The organism is Limnospira sp. PMC 1279.21, from assembly GCF_032349615.1.
GTDB classification, from domain to species: Bacteria; Cyanobacteriota; Cyanobacteriia; order Cyanobacteriales; family Microcoleaceae; genus Limnospira; species Limnospira fusiformis.
The window spans coordinates 15,276-37,938 of the sequence record NZ_JARPLU010000010.1 but is presented as its reverse complement, the minus strand read 5'-3'; the positions used below and the strand labels follow the sequence as shown (position 1 = coordinate 37,938).

General features: G+C 43.9%; 15 protein-coding genes and 2 pseudogenes. 8 read left to right on the top strand and 9 right to left on the bottom strand.

Annotated features, from left to right (window positions below; genetic code table 11):
- Positions 1-45 precede the first annotated feature (45 nt).
- Positions 46-891, top strand: a pseudogene (locus tag P5683_RS02945) (RNA-guided endonuclease InsQ/TnpB family protein); the annotation flags it as partial.
- Positions 892-918: 27 nt separating this feature from the next.
- Positions 919-1,089: pseudogene (locus P5683_RS26385) on the top strand (RNA-guided endonuclease TnpB family protein); the annotation flags it as partial.
- 149 nt (positions 1,090-1,238) lie between these two features.
- Here P5683_RS26385 and P5683_RS02940 read toward each other — a convergent pair.
- The 4 genes from P5683_RS02940 to P5683_RS02925 all read right to left on the bottom strand — a co-directional run bounded on the left by P5683_RS02940 (position 1,239) and on the right by P5683_RS02925 (position 7,122).
- Positions 1,239-2,087, bottom strand: a complete 849-nt coding sequence (locus tag P5683_RS02940; protein WP_006625876.1) for an amino acid ABC transporter substrate-binding protein — start codon at positions 2,085-2,087, stop codon at positions 1,239-1,241.
- Positions 2,088-2,201: 114 nt separating this feature from the next.
- Positions 2,202-3,767 carry a helicase C-terminal domain-containing protein gene (locus P5683_RS02935; RefSeq protein WP_006669760.1) on the bottom strand — a complete coding sequence of 522 codons (1,566 nt, stop codon included), beginning with the start codon at positions 3,765-3,767 and terminating at the stop codon, positions 2,202-2,204.
- A gap of 161 nt (positions 3,768-3,928) precedes the next feature.
- Positions 3,929-5,482 carry a pentapeptide repeat-containing protein gene (locus P5683_RS02930; RefSeq protein WP_006625878.1) on the bottom strand — a complete coding sequence of 518 codons (1,554 nt, stop codon included), beginning with the start codon at positions 5,480-5,482 and terminating at the stop codon, positions 3,929-3,931.
- Between the two features lie 80 nt (positions 5,483-5,562).
- Positions 5,563-7,122 (bottom strand): pentapeptide repeat-containing protein, encoded by a 1,560-nt coding sequence (locus P5683_RS02925; RefSeq protein ID WP_006625879.1) that lies wholly within the window; start codon positions 7,120-7,122, stop codon positions 5,563-5,565.
- 234 nt (positions 7,123-7,356) lie between these two features.
- Between P5683_RS02925 and P5683_RS02920 the strand changes: the two genes are divergently transcribed.
- On the top strand, positions 7,357-8,244 hold the full coding sequence (locus P5683_RS02920; protein ID WP_006625881.1) for a prephenate/arogenate dehydrogenase: 888 nt from the start codon (positions 7,357-7,359) through the stop codon (positions 8,242-8,244).
- 43 nt (positions 8,245-8,287) lie between these two features.
- Here P5683_RS02920 and P5683_RS26380 read toward each other — a convergent pair whose 3' ends face one another.
- Positions 8,288-9,214 carry a CYTH domain-containing protein gene (locus tag P5683_RS26380; protein ID WP_008050571.1) on the bottom strand — a complete coding sequence of 309 codons (927 nt, stop codon included), beginning with the start codon at positions 9,212-9,214 and terminating at the stop codon, positions 8,288-8,290.
- Positions 9,215-9,413: 199 nt separating this feature from the next.
- Here P5683_RS26380 and P5683_RS02905 point away from each other — a divergent pair, with 199 nt between their 5' ends.
- Together P5683_RS02905 and P5683_RS02900 are read left to right on the top strand one after the other, a co-directional pair.
- Entirely contained in the window at positions 9,414-10,373 is a 960-nt protein-coding gene (locus P5683_RS02905; protein ID WP_006625883.1) for an orange carotenoid-binding protein, read from the top strand.
- Between the two features lie 380 nt (positions 10,374-10,753).
- Positions 10,754-11,074: a hypothetical protein gene (locus P5683_RS02900; protein ID WP_006625884.1), complete on the top strand. Its 321-nt coding sequence runs from the start codon at positions 10,754-10,756 to the stop codon at positions 11,072-11,074.
- 105 nt (positions 11,075-11,179) lie between these two features.
- Here P5683_RS02900 and P5683_RS02895 read toward each other — a convergent pair whose 3' ends face one another.
- Positions 11,180-12,154, bottom strand: coding sequence for a carbohydrate kinase (locus P5683_RS02895; RefSeq protein WP_008050568.1), 975 nt, complete (start codon positions 12,152-12,154; stop codon positions 11,180-11,182).
- A 129-nt stretch (positions 12,155-12,283) separates the two neighbouring features.
- On the opposite strand from P5683_RS02895, the gene P5683_RS02890 reads away from it, so the two are divergent.
- The 3 genes from P5683_RS02890 to hisS all read left to right on the top strand — a co-directional run bounded on the left by P5683_RS02890 (position 12,284) and on the right by hisS (position 14,313).
- Positions 12,284-12,601 carry a helix-turn-helix transcriptional regulator gene (locus P5683_RS02890; protein WP_006625886.1) on the top strand — a complete coding sequence of 106 codons (318 nt, stop codon included), beginning with the start codon at positions 12,284-12,286 and terminating at the stop codon, positions 12,599-12,601.
- A gap of 19 nt (positions 12,602-12,620) precedes the next feature.
- Positions 12,621-12,932, top strand: a complete 312-nt coding sequence (locus tag P5683_RS02885) for a hypothetical protein (protein WP_006625887.1) — start codon at positions 12,621-12,623, stop codon at positions 12,930-12,932.
- A 103-nt stretch (positions 12,933-13,035) separates the two neighbouring features.
- Positions 13,036-14,313: a histidine--tRNA ligase gene (gene hisS, locus P5683_RS02880; protein ID WP_048895408.1), complete on the top strand. Its 1,278-nt coding sequence runs from the start codon at positions 13,036-13,038 to the stop codon at positions 14,311-14,313.
- A 196-nt stretch (positions 14,314-14,509) separates the two neighbouring features.
- On the opposite strand, the gene P5683_RS02875 is transcribed toward hisS, so the two are convergent.
- The 3 genes from P5683_RS02875 to P5683_RS02865 form a co-directional block, all read right to left on the bottom strand.
- Complete coding sequence (locus P5683_RS02875; RefSeq protein ID WP_006669763.1) at positions 14,510-15,316, bottom strand: TPM domain-containing protein; 807 nt, start codon at positions 15,314-15,316, stop codon at positions 14,510-14,512.
- Between the two features lie 159 nt (positions 15,317-15,475).
- Positions 15,476-20,665 (bottom strand): eIF2A-related protein, encoded by a 5,190-nt coding sequence (locus tag P5683_RS02870; RefSeq protein WP_315639583.1) that lies wholly within the window; start codon positions 20,663-20,665, stop codon positions 15,476-15,478.
- Positions 20,666-21,224: 559 nt separating this feature from the next.
- Positions 21,225-22,577: an AAA family ATPase gene (locus tag P5683_RS02865; RefSeq protein ID WP_006669766.1), complete on the bottom strand. Its 1,353-nt coding sequence runs from the start codon at positions 22,575-22,577 to the stop codon at positions 21,225-21,227.
- Positions 22,578-22,663 lie beyond the last annotated feature (86 nt).

Below are 22,663 nucleotides of genomic sequence, written 5' to 3'. Positions count from 1 at the left end.
AAAAAGCCTAAGTTCAAGGAACTTTCTCAAAGACTTACAGAACTCAAAAAAACCGAGGAGAAAATCTGGTTGGGAGAAGTTTCTTCTATTCCCTTACAACAGTATTTAAGAGATTTAGAGCAGGCTTACTCTAACTTTTTCAAATCCTGTAAAGGACAAAGAAAAGGTAAGAAAGTTAAACCTCCCAAGTTTAAAAAGCGTAAATCTAAGCAATCCGCTAGGTTTATGGATAATGGTTTTAAACACCTTAATTCCGATTACATTTACATCGCTAAAATTGGTGATATTAAAGTAGTCTGGAGTAGAGAGTTACCCACAAAACCTTCTAGTGCTACCTTAATCAAAGACAGTGCTGATAGGTATTTTGTCAGTTTTGTTGTTGAGTTTAATCCTCAACCCTTACCGGAAAACCAAAATTCTGTAGGAATTGATTTAGGAATCACTGATTTTGCTACATTAAGCAATGGTGAGAAAGTTAAATATCCTAAGCCTTTAAAGAAACAACTAAAGCGTTTAAGAAGATTACAACGTAATTTGTCTAGGAAACAGAAAGGTAGTAAAAGAAGGGAAGTTGCTAGAAAGAAATTAGCTAAACTTTACGCCAAGATTTCTGATACCAGAAACGATTTTCTTCAGAAATTGTTAACTCGGATTATTCGTGAAAACCAAACGATAGTCTTGGCAGATTTAAATGTTTCAGGGATGATGAAAAACCGAAAACTATCCCGTGCTATTTCAGATTTGGGTTGGCGCAGTTTTAGAACAATGCTAGAAGTTAAATCTGTTATGTACGGGCGTGATTTTCGTGTCATTGATAGATGGATTCCCACTTCTCAAACCGGTTCTGGCTGCGGTTTTCGCGGTGGCAAAAAAGAATTAAATATGAGATAGTGGACTTGTTTAAATTGTGGCACATCTCATGATAGAGATGTTAACGCTGCGATTAATATTAAGGTCGCCGGAGGGCATTTGGAGACTTTAAACGGATGTGGAGAGAGGGTCAGACTTTCTGTAAAGAAAGCACATCTCAATGAAGCGTCAACCCGTCCAGCATTTCAACAATTGTCAATCTTTGATTTGTTGAAATAGATGGAAAGCCCCGTTAGCGCACGCCGGGACGGATAGGCGGATGTCAAAACTCATGCAGGCAGAATATACGATTAATTTCGCCTCCCCAAAACACGAGAAACCCCCTCCAGATTTCCCGGTTTGTTGATCGGCATATTCTCGGTCAATACTTATTCAAATTTACGATAAGGGAACCTACCTTGGTTGGTATCAAACCATTGATTCCAAAGGGTAGTGTTTTCTGGGCTGGCAATAGTTGAATTAACTACTCGGCTCCACTCCCGGCTGTTCATGGGTAGGATACATCCGTAATTCTCGAAGGTCAGGGGTTGGCTGGGAACCAGTTGAAAGTTCTGGCGATCGCTCCCATCTTTCCACAACTGTCCAAGCAACAGAATACCATCACTAACAATGCCTTGTAATTCCCCTGCCTGTAAGCGGCGGATACCTTCAGCGCGGCTAGGGACGGCTTCCCATTGGGCTTCTGGGTAAACTGGGCGCAACTCGCTATCAGCGGTGGTAGATTCTAAAAATCCAATGGTAACCCGTTCCAAGCTAACGGTTGAAATGTCTGTTTCGGATAGTTGGGTGGGGTCAAGGCGATCGCGATTTTCAGTTTTGACTAACATCTGAATCCCCGTTACAAAAAAGGGAGTAGAAAAATCCACCCCATTTTCCCGTTCAGCGGTGATGCTAGTAGCCTCGCACACCAGGTCTAGGTTTCCCTTTTGGACTTGTTCAAAGCGATCGAGTAGGGTAACAGTAGTCATCTCCAACCGGATCGGCTGGTTTAGCTTCTCTTCAAGGCGACCATGAATCAACCTAATCAAATCGACAGAATATCCCTCGATCTCGCCATTATCGTTTAAATAGCTAAAGGGAACCGCATCAGTCCGTACACCCGCCCGCAGGACTCCAGTTCGTTCAATTTGTTCTAAAACAGTTTCCGCCGCTGCATATCCAGTAAAGCCCACACTCAGGATTAAGCTAAGTAGGGGAATTGCCAATTTTTGATTCATAGATCTAATTTAAATGGTGGGCGATTATCAAAAAAACCGAGTTAAAAACTTGGCCCAATTGGGGAAAGGAAATTGATGGTATCATAGCACTGTTGGCAAGGACAATCAAGCCAGTTAAATATTTAACCAGGTGGTGTCGAGATAATCGATTTGAACGTGGGGACTCAGGGCTGTTAGTACCTGTTTTCCATAGGTGCGACGAGTTACCCGACTATCTAATAGGGCTACGATACCTTGTTTGTGGCGAACGGGAGCGACAGCACCCTGTAACTCTCTTAAGGCGGCGGGGAGTAAATATAGCCGAAACCAGTCCTGGCGCTGCTGTTTGTAGTAGGCGACCGTCCCGGCTACTAGGGGATTTTCTAGGGAGGGTAAGGGTAAAGTGGCGATCGCTAACAAATGGGGAGAAACTAACTGATGCTGATGGTTTCGCCAAAATTGCCAACCCGTAACTAAAACCCCTGTTTCGCTGATAGCCGTGGTTTCCACCTGTACTAGGGAACCAAACTCAGAAGCTAACACCGCCGCCACTCTTCCTTTGAGGGGAATATCCTCAACCAATATAACTTTCAAACCACTAATATTGATACTCATACATAGTAAGGTCCGCAATTGCTCAATTAATGCCTTCTCAAACTGGGGTGTATTTGGCATGGGTATCCCAGAAGGTAGATAAAGTTGAATTAATTGGCTTTGGCGATCGGGTGTAAATTTCACACAGGTTAAATCCCCTAATCCCATGCTCTGACGATAAATGGGAGCGTTTTTATCCAAGTCTAAAGCGCCGCCAATCAAGACTACGGGTTGTTTTTCCCAAATGGGACTCAAAGCTGAAGCCACTTCTAGGGGACTGCAATATAATTTGAATGAACCCTGCGCGCGGTCAACTTCTACCCACTTTAGTTGATTTTCAGATAACCATTGATGGTAAAACTCGTGCCACCGAGAGTCTAAGCGTTGACTAGAGGTTTCGGCTGAGGTAGTAGTTGATTCTGTGGGTTGTGTAAGAGCCACAAACAGATTTTGGAGAATATCCTGTTCTTCGGAGTCGAGGAGATGACAACCATAAAGATTAGCTGGGTGCGCGAAAATTGAGCGAATTAGACGCACTTGGGTTAACTGGAGGGTGTCTCGCCATTCTGGTCGATTCTGGGTTAATAGGGTCCAGTCTGACCATTCTAAGGCGACGGTGAGGCGATCGCGACTCCACTGTTCTAAATCATCGGCACCATCAATAATGGTGGGAATATGTGGGGGAAAGTGCTGGTTTTCGCCTAGTCTATCTGCTAACCATATTTGAGGGGTGGTTAGTAGCAAACCCTGAAAATCTTGACTTGGCCAGCGATCGCCTTTTTGAATCGCCATCAGGGGTAATTTCTGATCATCTGCATCTGTAATACCCTGAATTTTGGGAACTTCTACGGTCAAGAGTTGCTCAATTACCGATTCGGAGGCGACGATGACAGTGGCTTTTTTCCCAACTAAAACCGGAATTAGATAACTAAACCGATAGGGATGATCGAGGACTTTTGGCATCACCCCGGTTTGAATTAATGCACTACGTCCCAAACGCAAGGCGCGCGCCACTAATCTTGTCATTGTCAAATAGTGTGGCCAGTCCATGTCACCAACGGACTGCACCAAACGACGAACCAGATTATGTGCTTCTACTTCAATCACAGGGTTATCAAGCCAAATATTTAGTAATGGTGCCAGAGGTTCTCAACTTCAGCCCATCGACTTCTAGTTTAGCTTGTAGTGAGCAGAACACCGACCAACCCACAGCATCGAACCCGGACCCATGAATGATTAATGGTTAACCTGGAGATTTGATGCTACTGTTAGGGCATATCATTGAAACTGTTAATAAAAGCCATTACTTGGTCAAAATTAGGGGTGGAATTGGCATCGGAACCACTATTAGGAGAGGGATTGAGTTTGCTGATTTGCGAGTTTTCATGAACCATAATCATTTTCTGGCCGCCATTGGTTAATTGCGTGCGGGTCGGTTTACTAAAAAATGGCGGATTGAATTCTGAGCGAATGGTGCGGGCTATTTTTTTCATCTCATTAACTTTGGCAATGACTTTACTCATAGCGCTTAACAATTGCGATCGCCGTTCTTTGGTCAGCCCGGAATCTTGAATCTGACGCAGTAAATTCACGATATTTTTCTGGGTTTGGGGAGCATCATCAAAGGGTAAAATAGCCAGACAGCCAATAGCAAATAGTTCTTGTTCTTGGTTAGCAATAAATGTGATTTTGGTAGTGCGATCGCCTACTTCTAGGCTGGGGGGACGTTCCATGACGGGAAACTCTTGAGCAATTTTGTGGTAAATGTTGGCTAAAGCCATATTCGCATCTTGATCTAAGGAGGAATTAACCAGAATCTCAACTATAGGTCGAGTTTGATTAAAAAACTTTCGGAGACTTTCCCGATCAAAATGATAAACCTGACTATGATCACCATTAGCACTCAAATCCACCCATTCACAGGTAATCTCATCAGCTTTTAGATTAAACCTAGAAACTTGATAAAGTTTAGCGCCAGTTAATGTGGCTCCCGACAAGTCTGCGCCACTCCAATTGGCTCGAATTAAGTTAGCTTGGCTCAAGTCAGCGTGAACTAAACTAGCCTTTACTAACACCGCGCTGCTTAAATTAGCACCGGATAAATTAGCGCCACTGAGGTTAGCCTCTGTCAAATTAGCACCACTGAGGTCAGCGCCTTGTAGGTCAATCCAGCGCATATTTGCACCACTAAAATCAGCATTACTCAAGTTAGCATAGGTCAGATTTGCTTGTCTTAATTCCGCATTACTAAAATCAGCTTTAGGTAAATTAACTTTAACTAAATCCGCTCCTCGTAGGTCGGTTTTGGTAAATTTAGTCAAAGCTCCAGAAGCGCCTCGCAGGTTCGCACCACTTAAATTAGCACCATTAAAGTTAGTCTGCTGAAGTTTGGTTTCACGCAGATCCGCCCCATTTAAGTTGGCTTGGGTGAAGTTAGCTTTAGTGAGTTTCGCTCTAATTAATTCAGCTCGAATTAATAGGGAGTTAATTAACTGTGCTTCCGTCAAATCTACTCTTGCTAAATTAGCTACATTAATGGTGGCTTGATTTAAAATAGCTTTGGTGAGATTAGCATTACTTAATCGAGCTACATTCAGATTAGCACGACTCAAATTCACTTCCCTTAAATCCGAGGCGCTTAAATTAGCTACACTCAAGGATGCACCACTTAAATTAGCTCCGGCTAGGTTAATTCGACTCAAATTGATTTCGTTTAAATTGATGTCCTCAAAATCTCGTTCTCCATCTCGATATTTTTTGACAATTTCATAAACTTTAAGAACGTCACTCTCAGAATTTTGATGGTTGTTAGTATCTGTCATTCTGTGGAAAATTCACTGTTGATGTTAAAATGATTAAGAGAGCAATTAACGAGGGAGCTAGAGGATTTTTGATGACATAATTATGGGGAATCAAAACTGGCTACAAAACTGGTGAAAATATCTGGTGTTGCCATTGCCATTTGCCGATATTTTTCGGGTGTGATTTTGGATAAATCCATCAACCCAGGAATATGACTAAACTTCCTCCCAAATTCGGGATGGCTATGAATAGCTAAATATTCCCCGACTAAGTTACTTAAAATGGTTTGAGTAGGATGGTGAAAAAATGGATGATTGCCGTCAATTTCTTCCTGTAACTTTTCGGATAACAAATGGTCTTCTAAACGGCTGATTTTTTTAATTATATCGATGCCAAACTGAATCACTTGGTTAGATAATCTGACTCCCATTTGAGAACTATTTTCCAAGGTGAGCATCCGCAATGATTCCAGAATACACTCTCTGGTTTTGGCGACATCTGCAAAGGGTAGAATCACTACATAAGCTGTCAGAAATAGCTGTTCCTCATCATCTATTCTAAACGATAAGAGGGTTCGGCGCGAACCTATATCAATGCTAGGGGGAGATTTGATAAAGGGATAGTGTTGGATAATTTGCCGATATATGGAAGCTAAAATGCAGTGGGTATCTGGGTCTAGGGGGGCATTAATACGGATTTGAACGGTGGGAGATTCAACGTTAAAAAATTGATGAGCTTGTTGGGAACTAAAACGCTGTATTTTGCTACCATCACCGTTAGGACTCAGATCAATCCAATCGCAGGTGATCTCATCTGCAATTAAACTAAATCTGGACAATCCATAAAGTTTAGTTCCTGTCAATGCGGAACCTCGCAGGTTAGCATCTGTCCAGTCACAGTCTATCAAATTAGCTTGGGTTAAATCAGCATGAATGGCGCTACAATTGAGTAAACTTGCGCCACTAAGATTAGCACCGCGTAAACTTGCGCCACTTAATTGGGTGGCTTCTAAGTTGGCGCCACTCAGGTTAGCACCACTTAAATTCGCCCAGCGGAGATTTGCGCCACTCAGGTTAGCACCACGAAGATCTGCGCCATTTAGTTCAGCTTGTCGCAGTTCAGCGTTACGGAGATTAACCCCCCTGAGATCGGCTCGTGTAAGATCAGCACGGGTTAGGTTGGATCTTTCTAGGTTACTGAGAATTAAACAGGCTTCTGATAGGTTAGCGCCGGATAAATTGGTTTGTTGGAGGTCGGCGTGTCTGAGGGTGGCTTCTCTTAAATCTGCTTCGGTTAAATTCGCCCCATTGACTATGGCTTCGCTGAGTTCGGCTCGCATTAGTTCGGCGCGAATTAAGGACGCATCGACGAGGTTGGCTTGACTGAGATCGGCTCTGATCAGGTTGGCGACGTTGAGAACTGCTTCATTGAGGTTGGCTCCCTGGAGAATAGCGCCGCTAAGTTTGGAAACGTTCAGTTTGGCTCGAGTTAGGTTAACGCCTGTTAGGTTGGCTCCGCTAAAGTTGGTAACGCTCAAAACGGCTTCGGTAAAATTAGCCTGACTAAGATTGACCCGGCTCAGATTGGCTTCACATAGCAGAATGGCACTAAAATCACGGTTCCCGGATTGGTATTCTAGCAGCAGTTCTTCGGCATCCATGCCTTTTTCGCTCCAGTTTAATGTCGGCAAATTAAACTGTTATTCTATCAAAATTTGGGGGGGATATGTCAATTCGTTGAGCTGGTGTCATAAATCTCTATGGGGTTTTGGGTTGACAATTTGCCAAAAGTTTGCTTGATTGGGAATTAATTTAAAGTTATTTGGTTGTGCATTGGGGCTGCCAGTTTTTCTCACTGGTAAACTCAGGGCAGCGATCGCACTTAATAATATTTAATGAACATTGGTATTGTCGGATTGGGTTTGATTGGCGGTTCCCTAGGCTTGGATTTGCGTTCTTTGTTGGAGAGGGAGGGATTAACTGAACCTCTGGGAGAATCAGTGCTACAGGGGGGGCGGGTGTTGGGGGTTTCTCGCCGCCAGTCTACCTGTGAAAGGGCGATCGCTATGGGGGCGGTTGATGAAGCCTCTTGTAGTTTGTCCTTAATGGCTAGGGCGGATATTGTGTTTATTTGTACCCCAATAGGGGCGATCGCTTCTACGGTTGAACAACTATTGGAACACCTGAATCCTCACGCCATTTTAACAGATGTAGGTTCGGTAAAAACTCCTATTGTTGATATTATATCTCCTATAAGGCGGAACTTTGTGGGAGGACATCCCATGGCGGGAACAGCTTATAGTGGTATTGATGCGGCACAGTTAAAGTTATTTGTAGGGCGACCCTATGTAATTACTCCCACGGAAACCACCCCCCCAGAAGCGACGGAGGTAGTGGTGGCGATCGCTAATTTACTAGGCGCGAGGGTTTATCAATGTTCCCCCATGGACCATGATCGGGCGGTAGCTTGGATCTCTCATCTCCCGGTCATGGTTAGCGCTAGTCTCATTGCTGCGACGGCTACTGAGGAAAATCAGGATATCCTGGATCTGGCTTATCAACTAGCAAGTTCTGGGTTTCGAGACACCAGCCGGGTGGGTGGTGGGAACCCAGAGTTAGGGGTGATGATGGCTAAGTATAATCGGGAAGCTGTGTTAAAGTCTTTGTCTAATTATCGCGAAAGTTTAGATAAAATTACACTCGCCATTCAACAGGAAGACTGGGAGACTTTAGAACAGTATTTAACGGCAACTCAACAAGGGCGATCGCGGTTTAATTGTTAAGATTCGGGATAATGCCCTAGTTTGATGGTTGGTAGCAAAACGATTATGGTACAATGTCTAAAGCCCGTTTACCGCCCCACTTCTGGATGATTTGATCATCAAAATCGTCGGCTGTTTCTAAGACAGATAAAACTGAGGACTCTAATTCTCCGGGGTCACAGGTTGAACCGACTATGGTATGGCTAAGGTAAATATGATCATGGTCATCGATCGCAAAACCACCAAAGCGCATTTGAGAATTTTTCAATAATAAAAATTGCATCAATTCCGGGGTAATTTCTGCCCCTTGAACTACGAGCGATCGCGTTTCAATGACAGCATCTTCGTGCCAGGGGTAAATTCGCACTTCCACCCACGCGGAACCCAGAAATAAACCAAAGCCAGGATCGTCTAATTTTTCCCAAGGATACTGAGTGAACATCTCCTCCATCCAGATAGCGACCTGTTCATAACATTCTCGTTGAACTTGGGTCTGAAATTCCATGATTGTTGTCCTCACTTGATATGCCCACTGAGTATAGGGAAACTTGGTTAAATTAGCGTTATAATATCGGTAATCGTGACTAACTTCTTCCCCGATCCACTCTGGTAACTCCACAGCCTGCTCCGGGCTGTTTAATTCCACTTCGGCTAAAATTAACCCCTGATTATCCCCGAAAAATTCGTCAACTTCCCAGATCAGATCACCGATGGGAATTTTATAGCGTTTCTTTTCAATGAGAGGGCCAACGCATAAACTAGATAACATCTGTTCGGCATCCTCAATGGGAATCAGATATTCAAACTCGGCGCGCTGATAGCCCTCAGAAGCGCCCTTAATGGTCAAATAGCCCTGATTTCCGGCGATGCGGACTCGGACGGTTTTTTCTGGGGTGGTGGTGATATAGCCCTGACGGTAAACCACTCCCACAGAAAGCGATCGCCACTGGTCCCCGCGCACTAAAAATTTACGTTCGATCTCAACTGCCATATTTTAGTCAATTTGCCCAATTTACCAAGCTGTGCGCCTATTGTATCGCGCTATCCGGGTCAAGAGTGAAAAGTTAAGCCCTCCCCTGACTAATCGGTGGTATAAAAAAAAATTCTGCATTCTGAGATACCTAAACTTGTAAATTTTTGTTAAGTATGGTAAAGTTGCTTTAACAGAAATTGAAGTAGAGGTACACATAATGCCATTCACCATTGACTCGGCTCGTAGCATTTTTCCAGAAACCCTAGCGGCTGACGTAGTTCCGGCGACGATCGCTCGGTTCAAGCAGCTTAGTGCCGAAGATCAACTGGCTCTCATTTGGTTTGCGTATCTGGAAATGGGTAAAACCATCACCATTGCGGCTCCCGGGGCGGCGAATATGCAGTTTGCTGAAAAAACCCTAGAGGAAATTCGGCAGATGACTCCCCTACAGCAAACCCAAGCTATGTGTGACCTGGCGAACCGGACAGATACTCCCATTTGTCGTACCTATGCTAGTTGGTCTCCTAATATCAAGCTGGGTTTCTGGTATGAACTAGGGCGTTTCATGGATCAAGGACTTGTTGCGCCCATTCCCGAAGGCTACAAACTCTCAGCTAACGCCAACGCTATCCTAGTGACGATTCAAGGTATTGATCCAGGTCAACAAATCACGGTGCTGCGTAATTGTGTTGTTGATATGGGGTTCGATACCAGCAAATTAGGCAGCTATCAACGGGTAGCAGAACCTGTTGTACCTCCTCAAGAGATGTCCCAACGGACTAAAGTTCAAATCGAAGGTGTGACCAATTCCACAGTCCTGCAATACATGGACAACTTGAATGCTAACGATTTTGATAACTTAATTAGTCTGTTTGCAGAAGATGGAGCGTTACAACCTCCTTTCCAAAAACCAATTGTTGGTCGCGATAATGTGCTGCGGTTTTTCCGGGAAGAATGCCAGAACTTGAAGTTAATCCCAGAACGAGGTGTTTCTGAACCGACGGAAGATGGCTATACTCAGATTAAGGTTACTGGTAAAGTGCAAACTCCCTGGTTTGGTGGTAATGTGGGGATGAATATTGCTTGGCGCTTCTTGCTGAACCCAGAAAATAAGGTTTTCTTTGTGGCGATCGATTTGTTAGCATCTCCCAAAGAGTTGTTGAACTTGGTGCGCTAGAATGGAGTTCACCTAGAAATTATATAGGCGAGCGTTTTCTCAACAAAAGCGCTCCCTTTTCTGCTGGGGATAAAGTCGATTCCCCATCGATTGAATGTGGCGATGATTGTAGTGTTACGGGCAGTAAAAAGTTACTTGAGGTTAATAGGAGAAAGAAGACCGTGTTTAATATAGCATTATGAAATGATTTGTGAACTACCAGCGGTTCAGATCAAATTACAACCACAGGAGATAAAGTTCATAATGATTTATCGAAGATTTCTGATGGCTATATGATGATTGATAGCACCTATTTATTGCCTAGATATATTCATACGGTACTCGCGCACTAAATATCGAGCAAATATCGGCTGTGGTAATGCTCAATTAGGTAATGATAAGTGAGTGAAATTAATTGGTCTGAACAGGATAAAAACGCGGCTGTAGATGCCTTACACAAGGCTTATGAGCGGGAGGTTAAGATTCTGATTGATGAGGTTAAACAAAAAGCGTTTAATCTGACAGAAATTGACGAGGTGTGGAAATTGCATGATTTTTTGAGTGCCAGAAGACACGATATTGATGGTAAGTATGACTATCGAGATGCTGCCAGTGTGTTTGTGTTAGCCACATTAGTTAAACAGGGATGGTTAAGCCTGGAAGAATTACAGGTTTTGGGTCAAGATAAATTAGCGAAAATCTCGGCTTTGACTAGGCTCTAATTCTCGCACCTATTGAATAAGGGCGGGTTGAGTAGTTGGACTGTTGAGAATCAAAACTGATTACTGAACCCGCCCCCAGTAATAAGACTTATCAATTTTCGGTGGCTATGGCTGCTGTTTTAGAAATTCCTCAACTTGGGCGGCGGTGGGTTGGGCAGCGATCGCTCCTAATTCAGTAGTAACCAAGGCTCCCACTGCACTAGCATAGGTAACGATCGCCCTAGCGGTTTCGGGGTTATGGAGGCTAGGGATACCCAACTGCAAAACTTGGTGAATAAAGCCAGCCACAAAGCCATCACCTGCGCCAGTGGTATCTTGAACTGGGACAGAAAATCCGGGAAAATAACCCTCATGATCTCCGAGACAGTAAGAACAGCCGCGATCGCCTTTAGTAACTAACACCCCTTCCACGGAGTTTAGGCGATAGTTAATGGTACCAGGATCAGTGGTATCAAATAGCCAGATACTTTCAGACTCTGATAATTTGACAAAATCAACCTGTTTAAGCAAATCCATAATTAGGGGTTTGGCTGCTTCCGGGTCTGGCCAAAAATTCGGTCGCCAGTTAATATCTACTAAAATCTTGAGATTATAGCGATCGGCTAACCTCAAAGCATGAGTAATAGCATGGCGGGTTTGCTGATAGGCGAGTTCCAATGTACCCAACACCAAGAAGTCAGCATTTACAAACAAAGACTCTGGTATAGCTTCGGCTTGCAAATAGGCATCAGCGAAATCGATAGTATTGAGATTCCCAAATCCGGCAAACTCTCGCTCACCAGTGCCTGAACGCAACACATAAACCCGTCGGGTGGGTGCTGATGGGTGTCTTTGAATGCCTGTAGTATCAACCCCGACCAATTGAAGAAACCCCAGGAGGCGATCGCCGCCTTCATCAGAACCCACCGCCCCAATAAACCCGGCAGAGGTTCCCAATTTCACCAAAGCACAAGCGACATTAGCCGGAGCCCCTCCCGGGTGAGCCGTCCAAGACTTAACTTCTCCCCAGGACTGGTTAGGCTCGTCTGCCAAGCAATCAAATAAAATTTCACCGAGGCAAATAACGCGAGAATGATTCATCTTGACTGTCAAAAATAGAGTTCACAGAATCTGCGCTGGGGCAGAAGCATCTGAGGTTAGAAGACGCAAATGGATTGTACAGTTTAAAATGGTGATAAGTAAGTAAATATGCAGAGATAGGATACCTCTATGTCCGACAGTAAATTCAAATCCCCTGTCTCCCTCTCGGAAAGAGAACTACAGGTTGTGGAACTGGTGGCGATCGGTTTGACTAACCAGGAAATCGCCGAAAAGCTGGAAATCAGCAAACGTACAGTAGATAACCACATAAGTAACATCCTGACTAAAACCTCGACAGGTAATCGGGTGGAGTTGGTCCGCTGGTCTTTGCAATGGGGTAAAGTTTGCATTGATAATATCAATTGCTGCACCCTACCAGAACCAGAATCATCAGCAGAATTAACTGATAGTGTTGATGAAACTGTATCCTCTCCTATAGTTGAGTAAATATAGATCACTGATCATCATGGCAAGTTGTGACTCAAAAATCTGTTATCACCTTTGCTGTCCGCGATTACCTTTAGCGGTTTATCGGGAAGTGGCTGCTCACCTGCGACAGGTGGAGGGTGTACAGACGGGTTTAGTGCCTATGTCTAAAGATACCGACGGCGGGGAATTGCCGAAATTTGACCCCATTGAGAGTCAAATCGCAGCCCTATCAATTGAATATTCGGAATCATCTGACGGGGACATTAACTCGCAAGTTGAACGGATTTTAGCTTATTATGGCGATCGCTATGGTTCTTGGCAATCTTTAGACACCATCAACATAAATTGATCACCAGGAAATTGATCAGTACAGAAGGCTCACAACTTCCCTGAGTATGGGGATCATGCTCCTAGCGGTGAGTCATATTTTGGCACGGATTTATATATTAGAGATGGAATCAATTCAAAGTTTACGAGGAACCCGTGATATCCTCCCAGAGGAAGTCGGTTATTGGCAGTGGGTAGCTTCTGTGGCTGAGGAGACTTTGGCGCGAGGTAATTATCAAGAAATCAGAACACCGATTTTTGAGCCAACTGCCTTGTTTGAAAGGGGTATCGGTGAGGCTACGGATGTGGTGGGAAAGGAGATGTACACTTTCTGCGATCGCGGCGATCGCTCTATTACCCTGCGTCCTGAAGGTACAGCCGGGGTAGTCCGAGCTTATATTGAGCGAAAACTATTCGCTAACCCTGGTGTACAACGACTATGGTATATGGGGCCGATGTTTCGCTACGAACGTCCTCAAGCGGGACGACAACGACAATTTCATCAACTTGGGGTGGAGGTTCTCGGTAGTGATGACCCCCGCGCTGATGTGGAAGTGATCGCGGTGGCGGTGGATATCCTCAAGAGTTTGGGAGTCACCAATCTGCATTTGAATCTTAATTCAGTAGGCGATCGCACCGATCGCCAAAATTATCGTCAAGCCTTGGTGGATTATCTGACACCCTTTCAGGACGAACTTGATCAAGACTCTCGCGATCGCCTTACCCGTAACCCCATGCGGATTTTGGATAGTAAGGATGAACGCACCCAGGAAATTACCCGCGACGCTCCCAGTATTTTGGACTATCTGGGAGAGCGATCGCAATCTCACTTTGAACGAGTCCAGTATTTGATTAAGGAATTGGGGATTTCTTACACCCTCAATCCTCGACTGGTTCGCGGTTTGGACTATTACACCCATACTGCTTTTGAGATTATTTCTGATGACCTTGGCGCTCAGGCTACCGTTTGCGGCGGTGGTCGCTATGATGGTTTGGTCCAGGAACTTGGCGGCCCGGAAGTCCCGGCAGTGGGTTGGGCGATCGGTTTGGAACGTTTAATTATTCTGCTTCAGCAATTGCACCAACCTCCACAAGTTACCCCAGAATTATATTTGGTGTCTCGTGGAGAAAAAGCCGAGGCTAATGGTCTGATTTTGGCTCAGAAACTGCGTCAAGCGGGGTTGAGGGTTGAATTAGACCTGAGTGGTAGTGCTTTTGGTAAACAGTTTAAACGAGCCGATCGCAGTGGTGCTGTGGCTTGTTTGGTGTTGGGAGATGCTGAAGCGATCGCCGGAACTGTGAACCTCAAATGGTTGAAAAGTGGCGAGCAAACTGTCTTCAATCAAGTTGATCTAATTGCCAAGGCTGACCAAATTAAACAACAGTTAATTGCCAACAATTAATTATTAGTTAATTGGCTGTTTTTGTTGAGTAAAAACAAGGGGGGTAATTGTGGAAATGACTGCTGGGAGTGATTAAACTGCCATAATTCTTTTTAATTAAAAAGGCGGTTTTTGTAGATATGGGCGGGTTAGAAAATCACGGTTAATTGACAATAAACTGCTGAACCCGCCCTAATTTATAGGAATCGTCAAAGGTTTAAGTTTCCGAGGTGGAAGAGTGGTTAAAGGCGGGAGTTAGATAAGCCGCCAAAACAGCGATTAAGAAAGCCGAGACGTTGCGGATTACCGGAACCCAGTCGGAGGTGCGACTAATTACCGGACCCAGACCGAAGGCTATAAATAAAATGCCCCACAGGGGAGAAAAGATTAAGGCCCATTGCCAAGCCACAATTTGTCCGGGTTTACGGGGAATAGCCGCAATACCACAAATCACCCCACCCAAGGCGGAGGTGATTAAGGTGAGAATCCATTGTTCTCTGGGAAGACCGGGAACTACTCGACAACCACCATCTTTGAGTAAACAGGTTTCAATGGTTTGGATAGATTGCAATATTGATTGATCTTCACCATTATCGCGGACAAAGTATTGATTACCGTAGCGGGTCTGAAGTTCGACCCAAAAGGTTCGGGTCAGCAGGTCGTATAGATCCCGACCGACACTAAAGTTAAGAATATTACCGCCGCGTTGATCAGCTACCAATAGGACACTGTGTTCATCAAGTCCCCAATATTGCTTAACGGCGCGACCGGGAGTGCGATCGAACTGAGTTAAAACCCTGAGTTTCCAGCCAGTTTGGGATTCAAACTGTTTCAGGTCTTCGGCTAAAAGGTCTTCTTGAACGTCTGTCAGCAGTTCAGCTAAATCTATGATCGGGGTTTGGACTTCGGGTAAAAGTTCAGGGTTGTTGTAAGCGCCTGCTACGGGTGCGATCGCCCAGGTGGAAAGCACGACACAGAATACAGCAATGAATCGGAAGAGTTTGTGCGACCAGATTTGTTGCATAGATATTTTATACCAAATAATCAAATGTGAACGACGGGAGATGTTGCTTAACCCACAGATAATGCCAACTCATATTCGTTACAATTGTTAACTTTATCATAAAATCGGAGAAATGCAGCCAGTGTCTATGACGATTCCTGATCAGGGTAAGGAGGCTTGTTAACTCCTCTGGTAGGTGTTCTCGCACAATTGGCGATCGCTATCCCTAACATTAGGATTATGGTCAAGATAGTTGCGAACCCACTCACAAGCCTTGTCTACGAGACTATCGAGATCCAAATTCCACAGAATCACGCTGTGGTCGCGACTAGCGGAGGCTAATGTTCGGCCATCTGGACTGAAACTCAGAGACATAACACTATCACCATGTCCCATCAAAGTTTTTAGCAAAGTTCCGTCCTTAGTGTTCCAGATGCGAACATGACTATCATAACTAGCGGAAGCCACTAAAGACCCATCAGGACTAAAGACTACACGAGTGACACTATCGCTAGTCCCCTTTAATAGGGTATTGAGCAAAACTCCCTCCTGAGTCCACAATTTAACTGTATTGTCGTATCCAGCAGAGGCTATAACTTTACCATCGGGACTAAAGTTAACCCCCAAGACATAACTTTCATGAGCCTGGATAGTTTTGAGGTGATCAAGCATAGTATTGGCTGGGTCCCACTTCCACAGAATTAAAGTCCCATCATCACTGGCGGAAATCACTGTCCGACTATCGGGACTAAAACTCACCTGATTAACCCATTCCTGATGTCCTCTGATGGTGCGTAGGAATTGACCATCAGCAGTCCAGAGTTTAATGGTTCCATCCTTGCTTCCGGTGAGGATATACTGACCGTCTGGACTATAAGTAACAGTCATGACGCTATCAGTGTGACCTACTAAGGTGGCGACTGGAGAGGGTACAAACAGAGATTTTGGCATGACCCCAATACCGTTAAACTTGGAAAGCTGCAGTTTACTGGGCCAATTGCGGGACAAGTCGGACTGGGGATTAAGGCGTTTCCAGATTTTGACTGTGTGATCATAGGATGCTGTGGCTAACCATTCTCCGTTAGGACTAAAACTCACGGAAGAAACGCGATCGCTATGACCTGATAGAGTTTGTAGGAGTTTCCCGGAACTACTCCATAATTTCACGGTTGTATCTTGAGACCCAGAAGCTAAGATTTGACCATCAGGACTAAAGCTAACATCGAGAACTCGATCATTATGAGCTTTTAAAGTGGCTCTGGGGTTAGTGTGGAGATTCCATAACTTCACGGTTTTGTCATAACTTGATGAAGCTAGGGTGCGATCGTCCGGGGAAAAACGTACCCTTGTTACTTTATCTCCATGACCGCGAAAGGTTTTGAGTAATTCCCCTTCCCAACTCCAGACTTTGACGGTTTTATCATATCCGGCTGTGGCTAAAGTCCGACCATCGTGAGAAAATGAGACGCAGAAAACAATATTTTCATCTACTTGTAAAGTCCTGAGTAATTCCCCTTGGCGAGTCCAGAGTTTCACTGTTCCATCTGTACCGCTGGTGGCTATGAATTGACCATTGGGGGAGAAATTAACTGCATAAATTACTGAGTCCCGATTTTTGGTGTGGGTGATACTCATTAATCTTCTACCCTGTTGGTTAAAAAATTGCACGTCTCCTTGATTGGCTGCGGCGGCTAATATTTCCCCGTCAGGACTAAAGTTAACCCAGGTGAGTGCGGTATGGCGAAAACGAATAGTCCGGATGATTTCTCCCTGTAAATTCCATAGTCTGATGGTGCGATCGCTCCCCGCCGAGGCTATCATTTTACCATCAGGAGAAAAGCGAACAGATTTTACTCTATCTGTATGTCCGATGAATGTTTTTAACAGTTTACCGTCCCGACTCCATAGTTTAACTGTATGGTCATCGGAAGCCGAAACTAACATTTGACCACAGGAACTAAAATCTAGGCTAGTTACATTATGATGATGTCCGGTTAAAGTGGCGATCGCCTTCCCTTCAGGAGTCCATAATCTGATAGTATTATCTGTACTAGCAGAGGCTAACATATCCCCCGTGGGACTATAAACTACATCCCACACTATATCCGCGTGACCCTCTAGGCGGTTCTGTTCATGAATCCCATAAACTCCTTGTCCTAGGGTGGCTGCTACCCGAATTTCCGCATCATGGAAACTGTTAGCATTGAGAGATAAGGACTTAATTTTTTTGATTTGTTGAGCCGCTTTTAAACTTTCCAGTAAAGCATCAAAACGATAATTAGAGAAAAATAGTGCCTCGGAAGATGCTGTTAATGAGGTGATATAAGATAGGCGTTTTTGTTGGTAAGCAATTTTGGTTGATACCCCTAATCCGAGAGTGGCAATAATTGACACACAAAGCAGTTGTTTTAAGAGTCGATTACGGTGTATCAGTTGTTTTTCGCTTTCGCTTTGAGCCGCTTCGGCTTGGGTTTTTGCTTTCAGACTTTGTTGCAGTTTCTTTTCGATTTCTACCTGGCGCTGTGCGGCGAGAATTCCATAGCGTTCTCGGATGGGAAATACGAGATAATCATACATGAGTTGATAGCGGTCTTCTGTTTGCTCATGCTGACGCAGTAGCAAACCTGATTCTAGGATAATATCGATAAAATTATGATGATTATCGCTGGGTTTATTATCCCCAAATTTACCGGGAGTAACCGTAGATGGATCTGGTCTAATCGCCGCGATTAATTGCGATCGCGTTTTCATGGGACGGGCGAGTTTTTCATCCGTAAGCGCAAATAAAATATCCCATGCTGCATTGGCGTTGGGGGGGCCGCAGTCTTGAATAATACCATTAATAAAATGCTCGATTAGTTGGTTTTTGGGATGGTCTCCGAGTCTCTCATATTCGGCTAAGGTCGTGATTCCTCTTAGTCCTTCTTCCTGGAGTTGCGAGCAAACTACCTGTAACTCAATTGGTCTCACTTCGGAGCTTTCATCCGCTAAATCTTTTACTAATTTATCAATTAAAGCCGGTTCTAAATGAAAGTTAGCACGTTTGGTTAAAGCCTGAATAACTCGGTGAGCTTCCGCCTTGGTAAAATCTCGCAAATGGTAGCGAATATGTTTATCTAAAATATTGTTATTTATGGCATCTAAAGGCGATAACTGTTCCGATTCCAATAACCAAGGTAAACACTCTTCCCGCAGGGAAATAATTACCTTAACAAAAGGCGCGTTTAGACAGAGATTTAAAAACTCATAAAATGTCTGGCGTTGTGAGCGATCGCGACAGAGAAAAAAGAATTCCTCAAATTGGTCGAAAATGATAACAGTCAGGAAATTTTGCTCCGCGTTTTTCTGGAGACGACTGTTAATAAATGAATCGGGATGCAAAATATATGAGCTGCGATCGCGATGATTCAAAGATTGGATGTCCGTGGTATTACATAGAGCATTACTACCTTGGGAAGCCTTGATAATTTTCCGATACCAAAGCCGTTTTAAATTCTGGGCTTTAATATTCAGACTATCTTGATTAATTAAGGCTGTAGCTAAGGCTGCTTCTAGTTCTCGCACCCAGTCTGTATAACTATTAATGACCACGGGTAGAACATTACGAGCCCCTAAACTAATTTCCGCCATAGCTGGGACTAAACCCGCATTAATTAACGAACTTTTACCGACTCCAGAACTACCATGTAGGACAATTAATTTATGATCATCTCGTCCTAACCTGTGAATCAGATTATTAATATCTTTATTTCTGCTATTATTAGTCATCTTAAAACCCGGACTAATAGCCGCTTTTGAGGTATTATTTTTAGAGGAAATAACCGGGTTTAATGCCTGTTTAGATGGCTGCAATTGATGAACCCCAATAAAAGCCCGAAAACCGTATTGATGCTCAACTTCTCGTTGTCTTTGTTTAATCCGAAATGCTTTGATATATTGACCTTGTTCGTAGTAGAGATTACGCAATTCCGCCAAAATATCAATATACAATTGCGGATCATAACTGGGGGAGGTTTCTTGTCGGGCTTTTTCTAGTTCCTTAATCGCTGTTTCCCATTCATTTAAATGTTTATGACTACGCGCTAATAGCAGCAGATAAGTTCCCCGTTCATTGGGGCGCTTTTCCGAGTCAATAATTGCTAGGGCTAGTTTAGTTAGTTCTAAGGCTTTATGCCATTTTTTCTGCTGAAGAGCTACTTCAGCCATAAATCCATAATCTTGGGCTAATTGGCGATCGCCACCGTAGGCTAAATGGATTTTTATTCCCGTTTCCGCTAGGTTCTGTAAATCCTCCCATTGGTATAATCCCTTCAGAACATCCCCTAAATAACAGAGAATTCCAGCTACTAAATCTGGTCTTCCCGCCATTTCAAAAGCCTGTCGGGATTGTTCTAAGTGGGTTTTAGCTGAATGCAGCACTTTGACGTTAGTACCTGGGGATTTGGCATGGGGAATGTGTCGCGATCGCATAGCTTTTAGGCGATCGTTTAAGGCAATGTGAAATAAGATAATCCCCCGGATAACTTGATAGGAAATAGGATAGGCAAATTGATAGGGGTCAGCACTGGTTGTGGTCGGAGAGATCCAATTTTCCAGATCCGCTAAACTTTTTTGATAATGAACGCGCGCCTCCTCTCCTAAGTCTTGAGCATCTTTATCTAAGCCAAAAATAAATTGTTTCGTCCCTTGGAGAAAAAGGTTAAGTTCCACTCCCCTGTGTTGTAAATCTTTCCAAGCAAATTCTAATTCCCGGCGACGACTCGAACCAATACTTAGGTCATATTTCGGGGATTTTGACCTGCCATCAAATTTGCGGCTTTGCAGTTCTCCTGACCTAATTCGTAATTCCGCTAAGGAAAACAGCGTGTTACCTTGCAGGGTCAGTGATTTAATCAGGTCTGGGGTCGCCATTTCAAATTTAATCGTAGCTGCACCCCAACTTTTAAAGTCTGGCGCTAGTCGGATTAGTTTTTTGGCTAGGATATCTGTAGTCCACAATACTAAAGGACAGGAAAAATTCTTCCGAAATTCATCCCGGACTTGGTTGGTCGAACTTAGCAGGGTTTCTAAAGCCTCTACTGTGTCTAAACCCATGACCATTAAGACGCTAGGGGTAGGGGTGGCTATGCGATCTAATAATGTGGTGTAGAGGGTGGTAACTTTCGGGGAAAGCGTGATGGTTTGAATGGTCTCTGCTTCTGGTAATTTTTCCCGTAATTGCTTGATCACTTTCGTTTGCAGATAGGAATAGTTACAGCTTACTAAAATTAGAGAAAATTGACCTTTGGAAAAAGAAATAGCGCGGGCTAATCTTTGTAGCGATCGCTGATTTTGGCTCTCGAATTTCTGAGGCGTTAATTGATTAGTCATGGCTGAATTTAACCCGGTGAGTTGAGGGTGGCTATTTAATCAGTATTCGTTAGGTGAGGATTGATAATTTTGGAGTTTCCCCGGCTCCAATTGTGGCTGATTCCCTGAGATTATAGATGCCTATCCAGTCGGTGGCTTAGACATCATTAAATATTCACAATTAATTGAAAATTACCATCCAGTACAGATAGCAATACTCAATCAATTTTTCATTAGTCAAAATACTATAGCGTGATTTCTGTGGTTGATTAACACTGGTGGCTGTGGCCCCCCAATGCTCAACGCTCTCACTACAATCTGACTTATAGTATGCTGGCATTCTGACTAAACTACACCCTGACTCCTACTTATTATACATGATAATGATAAATTTAAAAAAAAAATAAAAATTTAACACTTCCCGTAATTTTTGTGCGAGAAAACCCGAAAAACTAGTCGCTATCTTGGCCGAGATTTCCGGTAAAATTGTCAGCAAAAAATAACCGATATGTCTGACCATAATATCGGCTGGTAGATGGTCTTAATTAGGACTTATTGGCAGATATTGAGCAGATACTAATTAATTCATGGCTGCTGGTGGATGAGTGGGAGATTTATTAAGTTGCCAATTTTGATATTTGGGTGTATCTATCAAAGCTGGGTTAATGCCAAACCAACGACCAGAGCGATCGCGATATTCAAAGACAAACATACTCCGCAAGAGGGTTTGACATTCATCTTCCCCGCGCACGCTTTGATTTTCGACTACTTGCAAAAGTAAATCCCACTCGTCATCGGTAATAGCTCCTAATAGGTCATCGCGATATTCCCGAATTACCGTCTCTAAACAATCAGCCGAAAAAGGTGGATCATCCTGTTGTAGACAACTGTACATTAACATTAGCAATCGTCTCATGTGACCACCACTAACCCGACAGAGGCGATCGAGAACTTGGGGGGTATCAAACAATTCGGGAATATAAGAAATCCGTTCTTCGGGTGGTAAAGTCGGGAAAGCACGCGCTAAAACCATCTGTTGCAATAAAGCCAGACCTTGGGGGTTCTCGGAACCATCTCGATTGCATACCGGAACCATCGGCAAGACTTTTGGTTTCACCCCAAATCGACTGGAAAGCCGACCATAATCATTAGAAAACATTAAAGTTAAAGGAATTGTATAGACCACATGACAATGTAGCCGTCTGAGTTGCTCACCCCGATCAACAAATAAATATTCTGGCTGAGTACGTCCCCAGGATTTGGGGGAATTATCTACCCGATCTAAATTATCAACAATCACTACTAACCCGTTTTTGCCTCTCTTTTTGAGAGTCTCGTTAGAAGGTTTAAGTAGTTCCTCATTAATCGCCTCTAAAATAGTGCTAACCCTCGGTTCAAGGTATTGTCGCAGTTGAGATCTCAGTTTAGGGGAATCTTTGGTGCGAGCGGTAATTCTGGCAATACCAATGGAAATTTCCGCCTCACCAGATAATTCAATGGGGGTTTGCAAAAAATCACCAATCTCCGTAAACAGGCGGCCGAAGTATCCGGGTTTTAACTGCACTGCGGCAGTTTGAATGCTTTCGCTCACTTGACGAGCGATCGCCAGTACAATATCACTGATGTCAACATCAGCCATATCCAGATCTTGGGATGACTCAAAGTAAACTACATGGTATCCTTGTTGGTCCAGACTATCTTTGAGTCTAAACAGTTCTGTGGATTTTCCGCAGCCAATGTGTCCAGAAAATAACTGACAGGTGGGTTCATCACTGGAAAGCAATGTGATAGTGCGGCTTAACTCGCGAACAATATTGCTGCCGCGAACCGACGAAAAATCGATATAATACTGCTGATCTTCCAGATTCGCCATATCAATGGTTTTGCTGGGATTGCAGGCTTTGTAAAATTGGTTCAGGTTAAGTCCAACCATAATTGACTCACTTATGTTACGATGCCTCCTTTTGAGTGTAGGATGATGCTGATACGCCAGGGATGTGGTTTCTCCCCCCACTAGGG